14 protein-coding genes are annotated in these 16249 nt (G+C 72.7%); 11 read left to right on the plus strand and 3 right to left on the minus strand.

The genetic code is table 11. The features are described 5' to 3' along the window. Positions 1 to 4: 4 nt before the first annotated feature. Positions 5 to 1759 (plus strand): ABC transporter ATP-binding protein, encoded by a 1755-nt coding sequence (locus tag AQJ67_RS20835; protein WP_062720481.1) that lies wholly within the window; start codon positions 5 to 7, stop codon positions 1757 to 1759. Positions 1760 to 1784: 25 nt separating this feature from the next. Here the strand turns inward: AQJ67_RS20835 and AQJ67_RS20840 are convergent, their stop codons facing one another. Further along, positions 1785 to 2630, minus strand: a complete 846-nt coding sequence (locus AQJ67_RS20840; RefSeq protein ID WP_062720482.1) for a (2Fe-2S)-binding protein — start codon at positions 2628 to 2630, stop codon at positions 1785 to 1787. A 205-nt stretch (positions 2631 to 2835) separates the two neighbouring features. On the opposite strand from AQJ67_RS20840, the gene AQJ67_RS20845 reads away from it, so the two are divergent. The 9 genes from AQJ67_RS20845 (at position 2836) to AQJ67_RS20885 (ending at position 13960) form a co-directional block, all read left to right on the plus strand. Then, positions 2836 to 3828 (plus strand): FecCD family ABC transporter permease, encoded by a 993-nt coding sequence (locus tag AQJ67_RS20845; protein ID WP_062720597.1) that lies wholly within the window; start codon positions 2836 to 2838, stop codon positions 3826 to 3828. Beyond that, complete coding sequence (locus AQJ67_RS20850) at positions 3825 to 4874, plus strand: FecCD family ABC transporter permease (RefSeq protein ID WP_062720483.1); 1050 nt, start codon at positions 3825 to 3827, stop codon at positions 4872 to 4874. Before AQJ67_RS20845 ends, AQJ67_RS20850 begins: the two co-directional genes overlap by 4 nt. A 168-nt stretch (positions 4875 to 5042) precedes the next feature. Next, on the plus strand, positions 5043 to 5864 hold the full coding sequence (locus tag AQJ67_RS20855) for an ABC transporter ATP-binding protein (protein WP_062720484.1): 822 nt from the start codon (positions 5043 to 5045) through the stop codon (positions 5862 to 5864). Positions 5865 to 5892: 28 nt separating this feature from the next. Then, positions 5893 to 6915 carry an ABC transporter substrate-binding protein gene (locus AQJ67_RS20860; protein WP_062720485.1) on the plus strand — a complete coding sequence of 341 codons (1023 nt, stop codon included), beginning with the start codon at positions 5893 to 5895 and terminating at the stop codon, positions 6913 to 6915. Positions 6916 to 7004: 89 nt separating this feature from the next. Next, a complete protein-coding gene (locus tag AQJ67_RS20865) occupies positions 7005 to 8180 on the plus strand; it encodes an ATP-grasp domain-containing protein (RefSeq protein WP_062720598.1) in 1176 nt (391 codons plus the stop codon). Continuing rightward, positions 8177 to 9829, plus strand: a complete 1653-nt coding sequence (locus tag AQJ67_RS20870; protein WP_079056066.1) for an IucA/IucC family protein — start codon at positions 8177 to 8179, stop codon at positions 9827 to 9829. Before AQJ67_RS20865 ends, AQJ67_RS20870 begins: the two co-directional genes overlap by 4 nt. After that, positions 9826 to 11019 carry an MFS transporter gene (locus AQJ67_RS20875; RefSeq protein WP_062720486.1) on the plus strand — a complete coding sequence of 398 codons (1194 nt, stop codon included), beginning with the start codon at positions 9826 to 9828 and terminating at the stop codon, positions 11017 to 11019. Before AQJ67_RS20870 ends, AQJ67_RS20875 begins: the two co-directional genes overlap by 4 nt. Further along, positions 11019 to 12764: an IucA/IucC family protein gene (locus AQJ67_RS20880; protein ID WP_062720487.1), complete on the plus strand. Its 1746-nt coding sequence runs from the start codon at positions 11019 to 11021 to the stop codon at positions 12762 to 12764. Before AQJ67_RS20875 ends, AQJ67_RS20880 begins: the two co-directional genes overlap by 1 nt. After that, positions 12761 to 13960: a type III PLP-dependent enzyme gene (locus AQJ67_RS20885; RefSeq protein WP_062720488.1), complete on the plus strand. Its 1200-nt coding sequence runs from the start codon at positions 12761 to 12763 to the stop codon at positions 13958 to 13960. Before AQJ67_RS20880 ends, AQJ67_RS20885 begins: the two co-directional genes overlap by 4 nt. A gap of 89 nt (positions 13961 to 14049) precedes the next feature. Here AQJ67_RS20885 and AQJ67_RS20890 read toward each other — a convergent pair whose 3' ends face one another. Next, positions 14050 to 14292, minus strand: coding sequence for a hypothetical protein (locus AQJ67_RS20890; protein WP_062720489.1), 243 nt, complete (start codon positions 14290 to 14292; stop codon positions 14050 to 14052). Positions 14293 to 14462: 170 nt separating this feature from the next. On the opposite strand from AQJ67_RS20890, the gene AQJ67_RS20895 reads away from it, so the two are divergent. Continuing rightward, positions 14463 to 14828: a nuclear transport factor 2 family protein gene (locus AQJ67_RS20895; RefSeq protein ID WP_062720490.1), complete on the plus strand. Its 366-nt coding sequence runs from the start codon at positions 14463 to 14465 to the stop codon at positions 14826 to 14828. A gap of 95 nt (positions 14829 to 14923) precedes the next feature. Here the strand turns inward: AQJ67_RS20895 and AQJ67_RS20900 are convergent, their stop codons facing one another. After that, positions 14924 to 16096 carry an alanine--tRNA ligase-related protein gene (locus tag AQJ67_RS20900; RefSeq protein WP_062720600.1) on the minus strand — a complete coding sequence of 391 codons (1173 nt, stop codon included), beginning with the start codon at positions 16094 to 16096 and terminating at the stop codon, positions 14924 to 14926. Between the last annotated feature and the right edge of the window lie 153 nt (positions 16097 to 16249).

Consider the following 16249-nt stretch of genomic DNA (forward strand, 5'->3'; position numbering starts at 1 on the left):
TCCCGTGAGCATCGCAGCGACCGAACCCGCCCCGCCCGCCTGGCGGCTGCTCCTGGGCTACGTCCGCCCGCACCGGTGGACCCTGCTGACGGGCGCCGTGCTCTCGCTGGTCACGGGCGCGACCGGGCTGCTGCTGCCGCTGGTGGCCCGGGAGTTGATCGACGACCTGTCCCACGACCGGGCCATCACCGGGGCGCTGCTGATCATGTCCGGGCTGGTCGTGACGAACGCGGCGCTCGGCGCGCTGGGTTCGTACGTGCTGCGGCGCACCGCCGAGTCGGTGGTGCTCGGCGCGCGGCGCGCCCTGTCGTCGTATCTGCTGCGACTGCGCATCCCCGCCGTGGACCGCAGCGAGCCCGGCGATCTGATGGCCCGCATCACCTCGGACACCACGCTGCTGCGTGAGGTCACCACCGACTCGCTCGTGGGCCTGGGCACCGGAGGGCTGACCCTCGTGGCGACGGTGGCCATGATGGGCCTGGTGGACCCGGTGCTGCTGCTCGTCACGCTCGGCGTGATCCTGGCCGCCGGCACGATCCTCGGCGTGATCGTTCCGCGCATCAACCGGGCCAGCCGGCAGGCGCAGGACGCGGTCGGGGTGATGGGCGCCTCGCTGGAGCGGATCCTCGGCGCGCTGCGCACGGTGAAGGCGTCGGGCGCCGAGCACCGGGAGGAACGGACGCTGCACGAGGCCGCCGAGGAGTCGTGGCGGCAGAGCGTGCGGGCCGCCAAGTGGTCGGCGGCGGCCGGCAACACGGCCGGACTCGCCATGCAGATCGCGTTCATCACGGTGCTCGCGGTGGGCGGGGCGCGGGTGGCGACCGGGGCGATCGACGTCGGCACCCTGGTCGCGTTCCTGCTGTACGTCTTCTATCTGATGTCGCCGATCCAGCAGGTGGTCGGCGCGATCACGCAGTACCAGACGGGTTCGGCGGCGCTCGCCCGGATCCAGGAGGCGCTGCGGCTGCCCGCCGAACCGGCCGCCGCGCCCGCGCCGTTGCCCGCCGCCGGGGCGGAGCCGGCCGCGCTGGCCTTCGAGGACGTCCGTTTCCGGTACGCCGATGATCTGCCGTACGTCCACCACAGGGTGACGTTCGCCGTGCCCGCACAGGGCATGACCGCGTTCGTCGGCCCGTCCGGCGCGGGCAAGACCACCGTCTTCTCCCTCATCGAGCGGTTCTACGACCCCGAGGCCGGCACCATCACCCTCGACGGGCGGGACCTCGCGGACTGGGAGCTGCCACAACTGCGGTCCGCGATCGGCTATGTGGAGCAGGACGCCCCGGTCCTGTCGGGTTCGCTGCGCGCCAACCTGCTGCTCGGCAACCCGGACGCCGCCGACGACGCCCTTACGCGCGTGCTGAAGACGACCCGCCTCGACGGCCTGGTCGCGCGGCTGCCCGACGGTCTGGAGACGCTGGTCGGACATCGCGGAACCAAGCTGTCCGGCGGCGAGCGTCAGCGTGTCGCCATCGCCCGCGCCCTGCTGCGCCGCCCCCGGCTGCTGCTCCTCGACGAGGCCACGTCGCAGCTGGACGCGGTGAACGAGGCGGCGCTGCGCGACACGGTCGCCGACGTCGCCCGTACGACCACGGTCCTGGTCGTCGCGCACCGCCTGTCGACGGTGACGATGGCCGACCGGATCGTGGTGATGGACGCGGGCCGGGTGCGCGCGGTGGGCACGCATCGCGAACTCGTGGCGTCCGACCCGTTGTACGCGGAGCTGGCGGCTACTCAGTTCCTGGCGACGGCCGACTGATCCGTCGTCCGGGATACCGGGGTTATCAGCCCTGGAGCCTGCGCAGCCGCTCCGTGTCGCAGGTGCGGGGGCAGGTGGAGCATGCCTCGGCCGGGCGGATCGTGTAGTACATGCAGCAGCCGGCGCGGGTGCGGGTGGGGTGCCGCTGCCCGTCGTCGGTCGTCAGGTGCCGGAAGTCGGCGCCGCCGGGGTACGGGGTCACGGCGGTGGGCAGCAGCCGGGTGGCCGCGGCCACGGCGTCGTCCTCGCGGCCCAGCGTCCGGCCGAGGTACCAGACGCCGGAGACCAGGTCGTCGGCGACCATGCCCCACAGGGCGCGTGAGCGGCGTCGGGTGACGGGGCCGATGGCGTCCAGGAGCGGCCCCATGTGATCGGCGACGGCGGCACGCAACTCGGCGCGCAGGGCCTCCTCGTGAGGAACCGTCAGCACGCCGGGGAGCGTGGCCGCCGGGTCGTCGGCCAGACAGGCGAGGTCGCTGCCGGGTGTCAGGGTGAACTCGGCCGTGGCGAGGTCGAGGCGCAGGTCCTCGGGCCGGATCCGGGGCACGCGGCGCGCCAGGTACCAGGGGCCGCTCATGAGGAGCGCGACGGACCAGGCGTAGTCGTGCAAGGCGCGGGAGGCGGCGACGTCGCGACGCGGGGCGGTCCCGTAGCGATCGTGAATCCGGGCCGCCTCCGCCGCCACGAACGCGTCGAGCACGGCCTCGTCCTTGACCAGTTCCGCCGCCGACACGCCCGCTGCGGCCTCCTGGGCACCGGGCGCGGCGACCCGCACGGTCAGGACGTCGCAGAGGTCGGTCAGCCGGGTGAAGTCGTGACGGAGCCTGCGCGCGACGGCGCCGGGCGGCGGGATCGTGAGGGCCACGGACATCGGCGCTCCTGGGCGGGTTGCAGCGAAAGGCTCTATAGGTAAGGCTTACCTTACACTCGCGATCAAGAGGAAATGCCAGGTGAACCCGGTGCAGTTGATCGACTATCGCGCACATCACAGTGTTCCCACAGCAGTTGAAACCTAAAGCAAGCCTAACCTAAGCTCACGGCTTGTGACTGCGACCCAACGGGGCGCACCGACCGGTGTGCCCTTCCGTGCCTTCAGGCACATACCGCTCTTCCTCACCGGCTTCGCCGCCCTGACCCTCTGCACCGCTCTGAGCCTCGCCCTCGGCGCCCGCTCCGTACCGCTGGGCACGGTGGTGGACGCACTCCTCGGCAATGTTCACGGGCGCGAGGCCCTGGTGGTGACCGGGCTGCGTCTGCCGCGCACCGTCATCGGGCTCGCGGTCGGCGCCGCGCTCGGGGTCGCCGGTGCCGTCGCCCAGGGCATCACCCGCAATCCCCTCGCCTCGCCGACCACGCTCGGCATCAACGCGGGCGCCGGTTTCGCGGTCGTCGTCGCCATCTTCGCCCTGGGGCTCAACAGCCCCGCCCAGTACGTGTGGTTCGCGTTCGCCGGCGCGGCCGGAGCCGCCCTGTTCGCGCAGGCGCTGGCCCGCCGCGCCGGGGACATCGACCCGGTACGGCTGGCGCTCGGCGGCACCGTGCTCCAACTCGTGCTGCTGTCCTGGACGTCGGCCGTGATGCTGATGAACCAGCGCACCCTGGACGAGGCCCGCTTCTGGCTGGCCGGGTCCCTGTCCGGGCGCACCCTCGACGTCCTGTGGCCGGTCCTGCCGACCCTGCTGCTCGGCCTGGTCGTAGCCCTGGCCGTCTCCCCCGCCCTCAACGCCCTTGCCCTGGGCGACGACTCGGCCCAGGCGCTCGGCGTGCCGGTCGCCCGGATCCGGCTGGCGGGCGGCGTCGCGGTCGTCCTGCTCGCCGGATCGGCGGTCGCGGTGGCCGGTCCGGTCGCCTTCATCGGCCTGGCGGCCCCCCATCTCGTACGCCCGCTGCTCGGCGGCGACCACCGGCTGCTGGTCCCCGGCTGTCTGATCGCCGGTCCCCTCCTGCTGCTCTCGGCGGACGTGCTCGGCCGGATGGTGATCCGGCCCTCGGAACTGGAGGTCGGCATCGTGACCGCGTTCCTCGGCGCGCCCCTGCTGGCGCTGCTGGCCCGGAGGGTGGCCCGATGAGCGCCGCGGTCGTCTCCCCGCGTACGAGGTCCACGTCCCGGGCCCGGGCCCGGCGCCGCGTCCTGCTGTTCGCCACGACCGGTCTGACCCTGCTGTTCGTGCTCCTCACCGTGTCCCTGACGATCGGTGAGATGCCGATACCCGCGAGCACGGCGCTGCGCGCCCTGGTCGGGCTCGGGGACCCGGGTGACGTGCTGGTGGTGCAGCAGTTCCGGGCGCCGCGGACGGTGGCGGCGATCTTCGCCGGTGCCGGGCTCGGCGCGGCGGGGTGCGTACTGCAACGGCTGTTCCGCAACCCGCTCGCCTCCCCGGACGTCATGGGCATCACGGGCGGCGCCTCGCTCGGCGCGGTCGCGCTGATCGCCGCCGGGGCCTCACAGGCGCTGATCCCGGTCGGGGCCCTCGGCGGCGGGCTGCTCGCGGCCCTGCTGCTAGGCGTGTTCGCCTGGGGTTCCGGCCTCACGGTCACCCGGCTGGTGCTCACCGGCCTCGCCGTACAGGCTGGTCTCGCCGCCGCCGTGAACCTGATGATCGTGCGCTTCCCGGCCGAGCTCGCCGGATCCTCGCTGCAGTGGATATCCGGTTCGGTGTACGGGCGGACCTGGACCGAGGTGTGGGGAGCGGGCGGCGCGATGGTGCTCGCGCTCGCCGCCGCGCTGGTGATGAACCGTCAGTTGGCCGTGCTGGACCTCGGGGACGACTCGGCGGGGGCGCTGGGGCTGCGTACTTCCGCCGCCCGGCTCCAGCTGCTCTTCCTTGCGGTCGTGCTGGCCTCACTGGCTGCCGCGCTCGCTGGTCCCGTGACGTTCGTGGCGCTCGCCGTGCCGCACATCGTGCGGTTCGTCACCGGGCCGCCGACCGCCGCGTCGCTGGCGTTGGCCGGGCTCACCGGGGCCGTGCTGTTGCTGGCCTCCGACTTGGTGGTGCAGCACCTGCTGCCGGTCGAGGGGCTGCCGGTCGGGGCGGTCACGGCCACGTTGGGCGCGCCCTGGCTGTTGGTGTTGATGCTGCGGCAGAGCTCGCCTGTTCAGAGGGGCGGCGCATGACGATGCGCTCCTCTGGGGTGCCGCGATGTGTCGTTCGGCGGGTGGGGCGCCGTCGAGGCTGGTCGCGCCCGCGCGGCGGAAGCCGCATGTGCAATACAGCCCCGCGCCCCTTGGGGCGATTCCCTCACCCGACCTCATGAACATCCCACCGGCCTTCAGGAGCCGCACATGACCGCGACCGCCAACCAGCTCTCCACCCAGCGCCTCGACCTGCGCTACGGCGATCGTCTCGTGGTCGGCGGGCTCGATCTGACGCTTCCCGGTGGGGCCGTCACCGCGATCGTCGGGCCCAACGCCTGTGGGAAGTCGACCCTGTTGCGCGGACTGAGCCGGCTGCTCGCGCCGGCCGCCGGGAGCGTGACCCTGGACGGTGCCGACATCCACCGCATGTCGGCGCGGGCGCTGGCGCTGCGGATGGGGCTGCTGCCGCAGCAGCCGGTGACGCCGGAGGCGATCACCGTGGAGTCGCTGGTGCGGCTGGGCCGGTATCCGCACCAGCGGCTGCTGAGCCCGTGGTCGGCCGCCGACCAGAAGGCCGTCGACGAGGCGCTGGAGCGCACCGGCACCGCGGCCCTGCGCGACCATCCCGTCGACCAGCTCTCGGGTGGTCAGCGGCAACGTGCGTGGATCGCGCTGGCGTTGGCGCAGGACACCGAGCTGCTGCTGCTCGACGAGCCCACCACCTTCCTCGACCTGCGGCACCAGCTCGACGTACTCGACCTGGTCGCCGCGCTGCACGCCGAGGCGGGCCGCACCGTGGTGATGGTGCTGCACGACCTCGGACAGGCCGCCCGCTACGCGGACCACATGGTGGTCCTCAAGGACGGCAGCCTCGCCGCCGCCGGCGCCCCGGCCGACGTGCTCGACGCGGAGCTGGTGAAGTCCGTGTTCGACGTGGACTGCCGGGTGATCCCCGACCCGGAGACCGGCACCCCGCTGGTCGTCCCCAAGAGCAGCGCGGTGCGGCGTACTTCCGCCGCCACCGTCTGATCCGTCCCCTCTCACAGAAAGACCCCTCATGTTCAACCGATCTCCCCTGCGCGGAATCGGCCGGCTGATCGCCGTGCTGCTCGCCGTCGTGCTCGGTACGGCCGTCCTGGCCGCCTGCGGCAGTGAGGACTCCTCCTCCACCGAGAGCGACACGGCCAAGGCCGCGGGCGACAGCTCCGCCTTCCCGCGCACGCTCAAGACCGTCATGGGGGACGTGAAGATCCCGTCCCAGCCCAAGCGGGTCGTCGTGCTCGACACCGGTGAGCTGGACGACGTCACCCTGCTCGGCATCGACCCGGTCGGCGCGGTCGCCCCGCACTTCAAGACGTCCGGAGGCTTCCCGACGTACCTGGACGGCGAGTTGAAGGACACCGTCGACGTCGGCCCGCTCCTGGAGCCGAACCTGGAGAAGATCGCCTCGCTGAAGCCCGACCTGATCCTGTCCTCCAAGGTCCGGCACGAGAAGGTCTACGACAAGCTCAGCGCCATCGCCCCGACCGTGTTCACCGAGACCACCGGCGGTGTCTGGAAGGAGAACCTCAAGGTCCACGCCGAGGCGCTGGGTCTGGAGAAGGAGGCCTCGACCAAGCTCAAGGAGTACGAGACGCAGGCCGCGGCGCTCGGTGCGGCCATCAAGAAGAAGGACGGCGGCACGATGCCGACCGTGTCCGTGGTCCGCTTCATCGCCGGTCCGACCCGTCTGTACCAGACCAACTCCTACAGCGGCGTCGTGCTGAACGACATCGGCCTCCAGCGCCCGAAGTCGCAGATCTCGAACGACCCCGAGGTCACGATGAAGGACGTCAGCCCGGAGGAGATCGACCAGGCCGACGCCGACCTGATCTTCGTCACGGCCGCCGACGCCGAGGACAAGACCCAGAAGAAGCAGGTCGTGTCCAACCCGGTGTGGAAGGACCTCCCGGCCGTGAAGGACGGCAAGGTCTTCGAGGTCCCGGACGAGACGTGGATGTCGGGCATCGGTGTCCAGGCCGCCGAGGAGATGCTCAAGGACGTGGCGAAGGCCACCGGCGTGGCGCTCCCGGCGAAGTAGCAGCCGCAGCCCCCTTCAGGGGGCGGGCCGTGCCCGACCGGCCGGTCCGCCCCCAACCCCCCACCCGCTAGCGGAAGTTCTCATCCGGCATGCGCCTGTACCTGCTCGCCCTCAACCCGACCGACGCCGTCACCGAGGGCTTCCTGCCCGCCGCGGCCCGGCTCGGCCTGGACGTCACCGTCCTCACCGACCAGCCCGACGCCCACCGCGGCGTGTACCCGGACGTCGAGATCCTTCAGTGCGACGTCCGGGACTTCCGGGCCGTGATCACCCGCGTCTCGACCCACCACGAGCCCGACGCCGTCTTCACCAACAGCGACCACCTGCAGACCCAGGCCGCCCTGGCCGCCGCCTACTTCGGCCTCCCCGGCAAGGACTGGCGGGCCGCCCTGCGCTGCAAGGACAAGGCCGAGATGCGCCGTCGGCTCGCCGCGGCCGGCGTGGACACCGTGTGGTCGGCCGAGCTGACCGAACCGGTCGCGCCCGGCGACGCGCCGTACCCGTGTGTCGTCAAACCGCGCGAGGGCGTGGCCAGCGAGGACGTCGTCCTCGTCCACGGCCCCGAGGAGCTGGTCGCGCACACCAAGGAGATCCTGGACCGCCGCCCGGGCACGGTCCTGGTCGTCGAGGAGTACCTGCCCGGCGACCTGTTCACCCTGGAGACCCTCGGCGACGGGCAGGCCCGCCAGGTCCTGGGCGGCTTCCACACCGAGCTGTCGCCGCCGCCGTACTTCATCGAGGAACGCCTCACCTTCGTCCCCGCCCATCCCGAGCCGGTCGTCGCGCAGGTCCTGGAGCAGCTGGACGCGCTGGGCGTCGGGTTCGGGGCGTGTCACACCGAGTTCGTGGTGCACGAGGGGCGGGCGCGGATCATCGAGGTCAACTACCGGGCCATCGGCGACCAGTGCGACCTTCTGCTCGCCCGGCTGCTGCGGATCCCCCTCTTCGAGCACATCCTGCGCGTCCACCTCGGCGAGCCGCTCCCGGCCGACCTGGGCGCCCGCCGGGACGGCGCGGCCCGTCTGGAGTACCCGTGCGCCGAGCGCGCCGGCACGCTCGTGGGCGCGCCCGAGGCCACGGACCTCGACATCGACGGTGTGCATCTGACGTACCGTCCGCTGCGCGCGGTGGGCGAGCGGCACGAGCTGTACCGCACCAACCGGGACTACCTCGGCGTCCTGCGGGCCACCGGCACCGACCAGCCGACCGTGGACCGGGTGGTGGCCGACTTCCTGGCCGAGCGGCGCTGGGAGATCCAGCCGTGACCGGGCCGGACAGCTCCGAGGCGGAACTCCTCACCCGTGTGCTGAGCGCTCTCCTGCGCGAGGACGTGGTCGGCCTGCGCACCCGGAGCACGCCGGTCCACCAGCAGGACGGGCCCTGGCTGCGGCTCTCCACCGGACCGGACGCCCTGCTGCTGCCGGTCGCCGAGGACGGCTTCCAGTGCGTGTACGCCGCCCGGCGGCCCGTGCTCGTGCGCGAGTCGGACGGCCTGGAGCTGACCTCGTACGAGAGCGTGCTGGCGGCGCTGCGTGAACTCGCCGATCCCGAGGACCGGGGCGGCTTCGACGCGTTCGCCGAGGAGTGCCGTCAGACGCTGGCGACCGTGCGGCTGCACGCGGCGACGCGGGCGGAGGTCATGGCCCGGCTCACGGACGAGCCCGGCCTCGGCGGCGGCCTGGTGTACGACACGCTCGCCGCTCGCCACGACCACCCGGTCTACCCGACGGCACGCGGCCGCTCGGGGCTGACGGAGCAGCAACTGCGCGCGTATGCACCGGAGTTCGGCCCACGTTTCGCCCTGCGCTGGCTCGCCGTGCCCCGGGGCGAGGTCACCCTGGCGGGCAAGCTGCCGGAGTTCTGGCCGACACTCGACACACTGGGCCTGCCCAGGCTGCGGGACACGCATGTGACGCTGCCCGTGCATCCGCTGACCGTCGGCGCCCTGCCCGCCGGCACCGTACTGGCCGACCGCGCGTGTCTGGACGTCGTACCGACGCTGTCCATGCGGACCGTGGCCACGGTCGCCGACCCTTCCGTGCACCTCAAACTGCCGCTGGCCACCGCGTCGTTGGGGCTGCGCAACAAGCGGACCATCAAGCCGGGCACGCTGGTCGACGGAGCGGTGGGCCAGCGGCTGCTGGAAGCGGTGATCGCCCGCGAGCCCCGCTTCCGGGAGACGGTCCTGCACGCCGACGAGACGACGTACGCCCACGCCGGGCACGAGCTGCTGGCCGTACTGTGCCGTCGCTATCCGGCCGGGCTGGACGACTGCACGGTGGTGCCGTTGGCGGCGCTGCTCGCCGAGGCGCCGGACGGACGCCTGGTGATCGACGGTCTCGCCGACCGCTTCTACGGCGGTGACCCGCTCGCCCTGCTGGACGCGGCCCTCACCCTGCTGTTCGACTGGCAGACCACGCTCTTCGGCTACGGCATCGCCCTGGAGTCGCACCAGCAGAACGTCTCGCTGGTGCTGCGGCCGGGCGGTCTGCGGTTGCTGTTCAAGGACAACGACGGGCCGCGCGTCAACACCGCGCGGCTGGACGCCCGACTGCCGGGGCCGTGGGCCTTCGACGACGCGCGGGTTCTCGGTACGGACGACGGGCCGATCGCCGACGTGTTCACCACCATCACCGTGCATCTGTGCGCGGGCGCCTACGCGTTCGGGCTCCCCCGGTACCGGCGGGCGCTGCTGGATCTGGTCCGGGCCCGCCTGACGGAGGCCGTCGACCGGCTCGGCGGCGACGCGGCGGACGTGCTGCGGGCCCATGTGCTGGGCGCGGCGGAGCTGCCGGTGAAGGCGATGGTGTCGGCCGGGACGCTGCTGTCCAAGGAGCGGTCGGGCGCCGCCGACATCAACAAGCACTACACGAGCGGACCCAACTACCTTCTGCCTACCGGGAGTTCGGCATGAGCGCGCAGGCACTGCGGATACCGAGGTCGGACTTCGGACGCGGGCATGTGCACGCGGTGGCGGGCTGCTACTTCGTGGCGTCGTTCGCCGCGCTCGGGCTGCCGCCGTATCTCACCGAGATCCTGCCGGAGCTCGGCGACCGTGACGCCCGCTGGGCCGGTGTGCTCTATGTCGTGCCGACGGTGTTCGGTGCGCTCGGGGCACCGCTGTGGGGGCGGCTCGCGGACCGCTTCGGCCGAAAACGGCTGCTGCTGCGCGCCCAACTGGGGCTCGCGGTGTCGTTCCTGCTGGCGGGCTGGGCGGACTCGCTGGCCACGTTCACGGCGGCGCTGGTCCTCCAGGGCATCCTGGGCGGTACGTTCGCCGCGTCCAACGGCTATCTGGGCGCGGCCCTGGAGGGTCCCGCCCTGTCCAAGGCGCTCACGCTGATGCAGGGCAGTGCCCGGGCCGCGCTGGTCGCCGCGCCGATCGTGGTGGGCTCGCTGTCGGGCTGGCTGTCCCCGCACCGGCAGTACGCCCTGCTCGCCGTACTGCCGTTGACGGCGGCCCTGCTACTGGCCGCGCTGCCGGAACCGGCCCCGGCCGGGCAGCCGCGGCGCGAGCCCGAGACCGCGGTGACCGAGGCGCCCGCGCGGGTGTCGCTCCGGGGCCTGTTCGCGCTGGAGTTCGCCTTCGTGTTCTCCACGGTCATCTCCTTCCCGTATCTCATCGAGCTCGTCGACGACCGCCTCCCCGGCACCTCGCCGACCGTGACCGGCGTCCTCTTCGCCCTGCCCCACCTGTGCTACCTGGTGTCCGCGCTGACGGTGCACTCCGTCTTCCGGGACCGTCCGCGGGCCGGGCTGGGGCTCGGCTTCGCCTGTATCGCGCTCGGCCTCGCCGGGCACGGGATCGCCGACTCGCTGCCCACGCTGATCGCCGTACGACTGCTGCTGGGCGCGGGGCTCACCCTCGGCCTGGTCTGTCTGTCGGTGCTGGCCGCCGACTGTGCCAAGGGCCGCTCGCCCGGCCGGATGTTCGGGTCGCTGGAGCTCTTCTCGAAGGCCGGCGCGGTCGCCGCGGGCGTGACCGCGGCGGCGGGCAGCGCCCGCTACGGACCGGCCGCACCCGTGCTGATCGGCGGTGCGGCGGCAGCCGTCGTCGCCGCCCTCCTCCCCACACTGCACTTGCGCACCCGCTGGAGCCACTGATGCCCTCCCTGACCGACTCGCTCCATGAGCAGGGCCGTACCCCCGTCACTCCCGCCGAACTGCCCACCGCGGACGAGGCGGTGGCCCACACCCTTCTCAACTGTCTGCTGCGCGAGGTGTCGGCGCCCGAGCACCAGTCCGTGGTCGCGGACGGCCGGCTGCTGCTGCGGCTGCCCCGCCGTGGCGTCCTGCTGCGGGTCGCGCTGCGCCGTACGTCGCTGCTGGGCGCGCACCGGTTCACGGGTCCGGTGGAGGAACAGCGGGGTGACGCGTGGGGTGCGGTGGACTGGCGGCGCCTCGCCGAGTACACCCACGACGAGCTGGCCCTGCGGACGGGGGTGCGCAACGAGGAGTTCCTGGAGCAGGTCGCCTCCAGCCACGAGGCCGTCGACACGGCCCTCGCCGGCACGCGGCCGACGGGCCCCACGGACGACCGTCTGTCCACCTACATGAGGTCCGAACAGTCCCTCCTCTTCGGCCACCGCTTCCACCCCACGCCGAAGGCCCGCACCGGCGACCCGCGCGCCTGGTCCGCCTACGCCCCCGAGGCCGGCGCCTCCTTCCCGCTGCGGCATCTCGCCGTCCGCGCCGACCTGATCGCCGAGGAGTACGCCGACCCGTCGGCCCTCGCCCCGCTGGACCGTCAGCGCACGGACGTCCCGGACGGCTACCGCCTGCTGCCCGCCCACCCCTGGCAGTACGAGACGCTCCGCGAGCACCCCCTGCTGCGCGCCGCGCTGGAGCGCGGTGACGTCCTGGACCTCGGCCCGGGCGGACAGCCGTTCGCCGCCACCGCGTCGGTGCGCACGTTGTACGACGGGGAGACGTTCCTGAAGTTCAGCCTGAACGTGCGGATCACCAACTGCCTGCGCAAGAACAGCAGTTACGAGCTGTCCGGCGCCGTCGCCCTGACCCGCGTCCTGGCTCCGGCACTGGCCGACCTGGCCGAGCGTTTCCCCGGCAACGACATGCTCCGCGAGCCCGCCTATCGCACGCTCGCCCTGCCCGGCCCCGACGGCACGCCGGACCGCGAGCTGTTCGAGGGCTTCGGCGTGATCGTCCGCGAGGGCCTGCCCCGGCGGCTGGCGCCGGGCGCCACTCCCCTGCTGGCGGCGGCCGTCGCCGACGAGTACCCGTCCGGCCCCGCCCATCTCTCGGGTCTCCTGGCCGGGGCGGACGAGCAGACGGCCCTCGACTGGTGGACCGCCTATCTCGACCTGCTGCTCCCGCCCGTCCTGGCCGCCTACTTCGACCACGGACTGGTCCTGGAACCCCACCTCCAGAACGTCCTGATCTGCGTGGACGGCGAGGGCCGGCCCGTCCAGGTGCTCTTCCGCGACCTGGAGGGCACCAAGCTGGTCCCCGACCACCACGAGGACACCCTCGGCGCCCTGCCGCCCGAGGTCGCGGGCCCTCTGACGTACGACGCGCAGCGCGGCTGGGACCGTGTCGTGTACTGCCTGCTGGTCAACCACGTCGCCGAGGTGCTGGCCGCCCTCGCCGACCTGTACCCCCGGGCGGAGGCGGCGCTGTGGGGCCGGGTGCGTGTCACGCTGCGGGCGTACTCCGAGCGGTTCGGCTGCCCGCCGCGGCTGGCCGCCCTGCTCGCCGGGGTGCCGTTGCCCGCCAAGGCCAACCTTCTCACCCGCTGGGAGCGCAAGGCCGACCGGGAGGCGGGCTACGTCCGGCTGCCGTCGCCGCTCGCCGAGGACATCCAGCGCGACACGACCGGAGGCACGCGATGACCCGGCCGACACCCGCGGTCCACGACCGGATCCTGTCCCTGCCGTCGACCGAACTACCCGCGTACGTCTACGACTTGACGGCACTGCGCGCCCACGCCTCCGCCGTCCGGGACGCCCTTCCCGAGCGGGTCGAGCTGTACTACGCCGCCAAGGCCAACCCGGAACCGGAGATCCTCGCCGCGCTCGGCCCGTACGTCGACGGCTACGAGGTCTCCTCGGGCGGCGAACTCGCCCATGTCGCCGAGGCGGTGCCGGGGCGCCCGCTCGCCTTCGGCGGTCCCGGCAAGACTCCGCAGGAGGTGACCGCCGCGCTGGCGGCGGGCACCGGGCGTTTCCACGTGGAGAGCGAGTACGAGCTGCGGATGCTGGCGGAGCTGGCGCGGCGGGTGGCGCCGGGTCGGCGGGTGGCGGTGCTGCCGCGCGTCAACCTGCCGGTGGCCGACGGGTCGTTGGCGGGCAGCTCGCTCGCGATGGGCGGCCGGCCGACGCCGTTCGGCATGGATCCCGGTCAGGTCGGGCCGGTGCTCGCGGCGCTCACCGACGGCACGTATCCGCAGCTCGAACTGCGCGGTGTGCACGCCCACTTGGCCAGCGGCCTCGAAGCCCCGGCGCAGGTGGCGGTCGCCGAGTCCGTCGTCGCCTGGGCCACGGGCCTCGGGGTCCGGCTCGACGAGGTGAACGTCGGCGGCGGTATGCACGTCGACTACGGCGACCCGGAGCGCCGCTTCGACTGGACGGCCTACGGCGAGGGGCTCGCCCGGCTCACCGAGCGGCATCCGGAGCTGACCCTGCGCATCGAGCCGGGTCGGGCGCTCACGGCGTACTGCGGCTGGTATGCCACCGAGGTGCTGGATGTGAAGCACAGCCACGGCGAGGAGTTCGCGGTCGTCCGGGGCGGCACGCACCATCTGCGGACCCCGGCGACCAAGGGGCACGACCAGCCGTGCTCCGTCCTGCCGGTGGACGCCTGGCCGCACCCCTGGCCGCGGCCGGCCGCCGACCGTGAGCGGGTCACGCTGGCCGGACAGCTGTGCACCCCGAAGGACGTCCTGGCCCGCCGGGTCCCGGCAGCCGGGCTGCGGGCCGGGGACCGGGTGGTGTTCGCGCTGGCGGGGGCGTACGCGTGGAACATCTCGCACCACGACTTCCTGATGCACCCCCGGCCCGGCTTCCACTTCCTGGACGCCACCGGGTAGACGGCACATCACTCTCGGCACACGCGCAAGGGCCGCCGGATCCATCCGGCGGCCCTTGGAACAGCGGTCGCGCAAGCGAGGGAGGCGACCTAACCGAGCCGACCCAAACCCTTGACCTGGTCGAGGTGGCCCAGGTGCTGGGAGACCGGCGGAACCCGGTGCTTGTGCCGCTCGGGGATGCCGGTCGCGGCGAGCGAGTCGAGCGTGTTGACCGGATCGATCCGGCCGGCGATCGGGGCGTCCACTTCGGCGGCCCGCGCCATGGGTGCGGTGAGGCCGGTGAGACCGGCGGCGAGACCAACGGCCGCGACGATACGTCGTGTTGAGATCATGTCCTCAGCAACGCGGGCGTCCGCCGCCGGACACGGCTGTGCCGCGCCGCTCACCCACCAGGCCCAGCGCTCCGGCTGCGCTTGCCTGCTCCGGTACGACGGAGGACTCTCGAAGGTGAGGCCCTCGCGGCCGCCCCCTCTTCCTGCCGCGGGCCTCGGAGGAGGTCACCATGGGCACTGCCGCACGCCCCTCGTTCGACACCGACATACTGCGCCGGGCCGTGGAAGGACGCACCCCGGAGACGCTTCTGTCGCTGTACACGGACGACGCGGAGATCCGCGTCGTGAACCGCAACGCCCAGCCCAGCCACCCGAAGGTGCTGCACGGCCGCGACGAGATCGCCGACATGCTCACCGATGTCTACAGCCGCGACATGACGCACAAGCTGGAGGGATGCGTGGTCCAGGGTGACCGCGCGGCCTACAGCGAGTCCTGTGAGTACGCGGACGGGGTGCGCGTCCTGTCCGAGTCCATGATCACACTGCGCGACGGCAAGATCTCCCAGCAGATCATCGTCGAGGCCTGGGACGAGTAGAGGAGCGGGAGAGCACGAGCAGGGAGCGGCCGGGAGGAGAGGAAGCCGCCGGGGAGGGCCGGGCCGGTCGACTGCCGGCCCGGCCCTCCCCGGCGTCAGGGCGTGCGGAGCGTCGTGACGAGGTCGCGGGGCAGTCCGTGGGTGTCATGGAGGTACCGGTAGTCCTCCTCGCTCAGCGGGCCGTCGAACCGTGACCCGCCCAGCACCCGGCGCCCCCGCTCCAGGAGCTTTTCGAACCGCCGCTCCTCGTCCAGCAGCACGTCGCGCACCCGCTCTGTCCCGCCGGGTTGCCGGAAGCGGTCCAGGGTGTGCCCGAGGAGCTCGGTCGGCAGGTCGGACAGAGTGCGTGAGGGGTCGTCGCGCCACAGCGTGGTCAGGACGCGGCGGGTCAGCCGGCGCAGGACGTAGCCGCGGCCGGTGTGGGACGGTCGTACGCCGTCGCCGAGCACGGCGATGCCGGAGCGCAGGTGGTCGCAGACCAGGCGCAGCGACGGCTCGTCGAGGTCCCACAGCGGTGGCACGAGCCGCGTCCAGGGTTCGAAGAGGTCGCTGTCGTAGACGGAGTCGTGGCCCTGGAGGACCGTGGCGAGGCGTTCGAGTCCCATGCCCGTGTCGACGTTGGGCCGGCGCAGGGGTCGGAGGCTGCCGTCCTCCAGGCGGAGGTAGCGCATGCTCACGTGGTTCCACACCTCCACCCACCGCGGATCGGTGGTCGGGCTGCCCTGGGGCGGGGTGGCGGGGTCGCCGGTCCATACGAAGATCTCCGAGTCGGGGCCGCACAGGCCGACCGGGGCGTGGGACCACCAGTTGTCGTCGCCGGTCCGCTCCACGCGCACGCCCAACTCGTGCCAGGTGTCGGAGGCCTCGTCGTCGGGGCCCACCTGGTCGTCTCCGCCGAAGACGGTGGCGTACATCCGCTCCGGTGGGATGCCGAATCCGTCGCGCAACAGCTCGTGGCCCAGGCGCAGGCTCCGGGTATGGCCGTAGTCGCCCAGGGACCAGGAGCCGAGCATCTCGAACACGGTCAGATGGGTGCGGTCGCCGACCTCGTCGAGGTCGGTCGTGCGCAGACAGCGCTGGACGCCGGCCAGGCGTCGCCCCTGTGGATGCGGGCGGCCTTCCAGGTAGGGCGTGAGCGGATGCATGCCCGAGGTGGTGAAGAGCACGGGGTCGGTGGGTGGGGGCAGGAGGGTGGCGCCGGTGAGCAGTTCATGTCCGCGCTCACGGAAGTAGTCGGTGAAGGTGCGGACGATCCGGTCGGTGGTCATCGGGTTGATCGTGTTCATCGCGGGTTCCTTCGGTCATGGGACCGGAAAGAGCCGCGGAACGGGTGCGACCGGGAGGGAGAAGGCGCACGTACACCGGCGGTCCGTTTCCGGCCGCCGGGAGGGGTGGGATCAGGCGTCGGCAGCCGTCGAGCG

Origin of the sequence: Streptomyces caeruleatus, assembly GCF_001514235.1 — a bacterium.
In the GTDB taxonomy this organism is placed as follows: domain Bacteria; phylum Actinomycetota; class Actinomycetes; order Streptomycetales; family Streptomycetaceae; genus Streptomyces; species Streptomyces caeruleatus.

What these genes read in the sequence shown, in the direction of transcription:
- AQJ67_RS20840 (WP_062720482.1), bottom strand. Translation starts at nt 2,630, where the DNA reads ATGTCCGTGGCCCTCACGATCCCGCCGCCCGGCGCCGTCGCGCGCAGG.
- AQJ67_RS20850 (WP_062720483.1), top strand. Translation starts at nt 3,825, where the DNA reads ATGAGCGCCGCGGTCGTCTCCCCGCGTACGAGGTCCACGTCCCGGGCC.
- AQJ67_RS20855 (WP_062720484.1), top strand. Translation starts at nt 5,043, where the DNA reads ATGACCGCGACCGCCAACCAGCTCTCCACCCAGCGCCTCGACCTGCGC.
- AQJ67_RS20860 (WP_062720485.1), top strand. Translation starts at nt 5,893, where the DNA reads ATGTTCAACCGATCTCCCCTGCGCGGAATCGGCCGGCTGATCGCCGTG.
- AQJ67_RS20865 (WP_062720598.1), top strand. Translation starts at nt 7,005, where the DNA reads ATGCGCCTGTACCTGCTCGCCCTCAACCCGACCGACGCCGTCACCGAG.
- AQJ67_RS20875 (WP_062720486.1), top strand. Translation starts at nt 9,826, where the DNA reads ATGAGCGCGCAGGCACTGCGGATACCGAGGTCGGACTTCGGACGCGGG.
- AQJ67_RS20880 (WP_062720487.1), top strand. Translation starts at nt 11,019, where the DNA reads ATGCCCTCCCTGACCGACTCGCTCCATGAGCAGGGCCGTACCCCCGTC.
- AQJ67_RS20885 (WP_062720488.1), top strand. Translation starts at nt 12,761, where the DNA reads ATGACCCGGCCGACACCCGCGGTCCACGACCGGATCCTGTCCCTGCCG.
- AQJ67_RS20890 (WP_062720489.1), bottom strand. Translation starts at nt 14,292, where the DNA reads ATGATCTCAACACGACGTATCGTCGCGGCCGTTGGTCTCGCCGCCGGT.
- AQJ67_RS20895 (WP_062720490.1), top strand. Translation starts at nt 14,463, where the DNA reads ATGGGCACTGCCGCACGCCCCTCGTTCGACACCGACATACTGCGCCGG.
- AQJ67_RS20900 (WP_062720600.1), bottom strand. Translation starts at nt 16,096, where the DNA reads ATGACCACCGACCGGATCGTCCGCACCTTCACCGACTACTTCCGTGAG.